This window comes from Vibrio sp. V19_P1S1T109, from assembly GCF_002241375.1.
Classification (GTDB): Bacteria; Pseudomonadota; Gammaproteobacteria; order Enterobacterales; family Vibrionaceae; genus Vibrio; species Vibrio anguillarum.
Genome location: NZ_NDIM01000198.1, coordinates 1 through 3,758, shown reverse-complemented (window position 1 = coordinate 3,758; position 3,758 = coordinate 1). Strand labels below are relative to the sequence as shown.

General features: G+C 46.0%; 2 protein-coding genes. Both read left to right on the top strand.

Annotated features, from left to right (window positions below; genetic code table 11):
- Positions 1 to 95 precede the first annotated feature (95 nt).
- Positions 96 to 515, top strand: coding sequence for a hypothetical protein (locus B9J87_RS09335; RefSeq protein WP_017048641.1), 420 nt, complete (start codon positions 96 to 98; stop codon positions 513 to 515).
- A gap of 153 nt (positions 516 to 668) precedes the next feature.
- Positions 669 to 3,473, top strand: coding sequence for a TolB (locus tag B9J87_RS09330; protein ID WP_094150429.1), 2,805 nt, complete (start codon positions 669 to 671; stop codon positions 3,471 to 3,473).
- The last annotated feature ends 285 nt before the right edge of the window (positions 3,474 to 3,758 follow it).

Below are 3,758 nucleotides of genomic sequence, written 5' to 3'. Positions count from 1 at the left end.
TATTTAACCCACGTTTACTTTTAAGTGATGTTATTTTTGGGTGGTTTTCAATAGGGTAAAGCTATTATTTTTTACAAATACCTATGATGTCAGTAATGTTTATGATGAAGATGAAGCCAAGCTATTACGTGATTCCTATGCTTATTGCATTTAATGTCCATGCGGCTGACAGTCAGTGTGATGTGATTTCCAGCCAGTTACACGATGTGAGCAATGGCTCTGAAGCGGTTGAACATTCTGGCGGGTACAGCGTTCGTGACAATCCGCCTATTCGCTGCGCCGAGGTCGTGTTTAAGACCAAACAGAGTTACGACAAAGTGGTTGCTTGGATGAATGATGATTTCACGGCGATTTATGTCGATGGTTCAGAAGCAACGTCCAACATGGTTCGATTTCGAGAGGATGATGTAAAAGCTGGCTACGTGAAAATGAAGGTGAATCAACCAATTACCGCTTATGTCTGTTTTGGTCAATCGAGCGTTCCGATCAGTCAAATAGAGTGCGATATAAAATAGATTGCTTAGCAATGTCAAGTGCCATCTCCCTGAATGGGAGAGCAAATGATAGTCAGGCCTTATCCTGACAAAGCCATACATTTCGATACCCAATCCTTTTCTCATTCAACGTACAATCGCCGCACTTAATTATTGAAAAGGGTTGTTGTAACGATGTCAGCAAAATTTGTACTCTCACCCATTATGGGTTTGATGGTTTGTTTGGGTATGCATACACCAACAGTATTGGCTGAGTCAGTCGCTTGGGATCAAGCTGGTCAGCAATGGCAGACTCAACAATCGCAACATTTTATCGTGCACTTTCGCAGTGAATTGGCCCAGTACGCGGCGCGTTCGTTAGATATTGCCGAGAAAGTGCATCAAGATCTTGCCAGTCAATTCTCAAAGATGCCAGCTGAAAAAACGCACCTAACGCTGGTGGATGACTACGACTATTCCAACGGTTGGGCAACGCCGCTGCCTTATGCTCAAATTCGCTTGATCTTAAATCCTCCCAGCGATGTTAATGGATTGGAAGGCAATGATGAATGGTTGCACATGCTCATCCGCCATGAGTACACTCACATTGTTCATATGGAATTAAATGAGCGCGCGGTCACTGGAGCTCGACGTATTTTTGGCCGCCACACACTGCTTTTCCCGCATGCAATGACACCCTCGATGCTGTTAGAAGGGTTAGCGGTTTACATGGAAAGCCAAAATGAACAAGGTTATGGACGTTTGCACAATAGCCATTTTGCGATGCAAATGCGCATGGAAGTGGCGAGCGGACAACTAGCTGATCTCAACCAAATCGTGGTAGCGAATAAACGTTTACCGCTTGGCAGTAATTACCTCTACGGCGCGTATTTTATTGATTATTTAGCCAAAATGTATGGCGAAGACGCACTCCAACATTTTTTAAGCGATTACAGTGGCTACCTAATTCCGGGCGTTTTCTTAAACCGAAGCGCTCAACGTGCTTTTGGTAAAGACTTTTTTGCGCTTTGGCAAGAGTTCCGTGCCGATCTAATCACGCAGTTTTCAGATCAAATTGTGCAAAGTAAGGAACAGCCTTCGGAGGCTCAATCTCTCGATAGCCAGCCGTTTGAATATCTATTAGCCAATGGTGGATCAGAGCAATTACTGGCTTGGCGTCGTGATGGGGTTGATCGAGCAAATTTAGCGATGTGGGATAGTAAGCAAAATCAATGGCAGCGTTTATTGACTACAAAAAGCTTAACTAGCCTCGATGTTCATCCCCAGCAAGGTATCGTCGTGTCACAAGTGAATAGTTATCTTGACGGACGAGTGTTGAATGATCTTTATCGCTACGTTGATGGGCAGTGGCAACGTTTAACCGAGCAACAGCGCTTTACCCAAGTACGTTGGAGCCGAAATGGGCAAAGTGTTTTCGCTACCCGTCATGAACAAGGGTTGCCTGAATTATGGCAGGTGACGCTGGATGGACAGCAAACTCGCTTATGGCAAGGCACATATGGTTGGGTCATTGGTGATATGGCGCTGTCTCCGACAGGTGACATTTATGCTTCCGTGAAGCAGCCGTCTAGCGCGTGGAATATCATGCGTTTTGTCGCCAAAGAGCAGCGCTGGTTGGCTGTGACTGAAACATCATTAACTGAGCATCAATTGAGTTTTACCCAAGAGGGAGAGCTGCTGTTCAGCGCCGATTACACGGGGCGTTATCAGATCTACCGAATGGACTTAACCAGTCTGCAGCTAGAGCAATTGACCAATGAAATTGGTGGTGCTTTTTCTCCGCAATGGAATCAATCGCAAGGGCTTATCTACCAAGCTTATGAGCATGATGGTTACCATTTGCGCCACATTCCGGCGGTGACGGCTTTCAATGAGGCTCCGCTGTCTTCCTTTGCCAAGGTGACATCCGTTACTTCGACGCCGATATCTCAGGCCGAAAAAAGTGACACTACCGACTACTCACCGTTGTCGACTTTAACGCCACGTTATTGGGTTCCCGTTTGGCAAGGGGATGACAACCAATCGTTATTTGGTTTCTCGACCAGTGGTTCAGATGTGTTAGGGCGACATCAATATGAGATCCAAGCGGCTTGGGATACAAAAAATGCGTTGGCGACGTACCAATTGGGATATCAATATGACAACCGTTGGCAAGCGACGCTCAGCCGAGAGCATGAGTTTAAGTTAAACCCATTGACCAATAAAGACGATCGCATTGTCCGTCAAGATGACTTGACGTTACAACGTAATTATTTATGGCATGGCCTCGATGATAACTTAATGTTTGGTATCGGAACTTATTGGCAGAAAGAGTCATTGATCAAAGCGCCTCAAGGTACGCGCTATACACAAGCCAGTGATGAGTGGCTAGCAGGGGCTGCGCTACAATGGGATAACCGTGAAGGCTTATTGAATGTTCCTGGTTATGCGTGGGGTCATTACGCTGATTTGGTATGGGAGTCCAATGTTGGCGGTGATTACTCTGGACAAAAATGGCAGGCGCAGTGGCAAGCATATTGGGACCTTCCGGGGAGCTTCAACCTTACCACTCATCTTGCGGCAGGTTATGCGGGCTCAAAAGCCAAACGGTTTGAGCTGGGCAGTTACGAAGGTGACAGCGCACAGCTTTATGGCCGCCAACAGGTAGAATTGCGTGGCTACAGCTCTGCGGCTCAAGTAGGGCAAGCTTACGCGACACAAAGTGTTGAACTAAGCCGCTTATTGTATCGCGCTGAACGAAACTGGAATTTGTGGCCAATTGGCTTGGGAGATATTTCAGGTTCTGTATTTGTCGACTCAGGATCAAGCTGGAACGATAACCAAAACTACCAAGCCCTGACGGGGATTGGTGCTGAAGTGCAGATCGATACCATCGTACTTTATGGCGGCACGTTACCAGTACGGATTGGTTACGCTCATGGATTAGACAGTAAATTAGGCAAAGATGAAGTGTATATCAAGCTAACTGCTCAGTTTTAACCTTTTGTTAAGGAGGAAAGGGTCGCATCAAATGCGACCCTTTTTGCGTTGTAAGCCGAAGCAAGGCTTACTGCTTACTCAAACCTAACGCTTGTTATGGGGCACGGTTATTTTTTGTCATAATTCTTCCGTAATTTGATACATCTTTTTCCTCGGTCTTACAGCTGATGATTGGTACAACTCATTGGCTGCGCTGTTCTGGATTTTCATTCCCCTCAATCGACGAGGAGCCTTAGTGACTTTAAGTAAGAAAATCCTCAGGCAGTGAACTTAATTAGGTCGATC

Excerpts from the sequence above, each read along its gene's own strand:
- B9J87_RS09335 (WP_017048641.1), top strand. The coding sequence starts at position 96 with ATGTTTATGATGAAGATGAAGCCAAGCTATTACGTGATTCCTATGCTT.
- B9J87_RS09330 (WP_094150429.1), top strand. The coding sequence starts at position 669 with ATGTCAGCAAAATTTGTACTCTCACCCATTATGGGTTTGATGGTTTGT.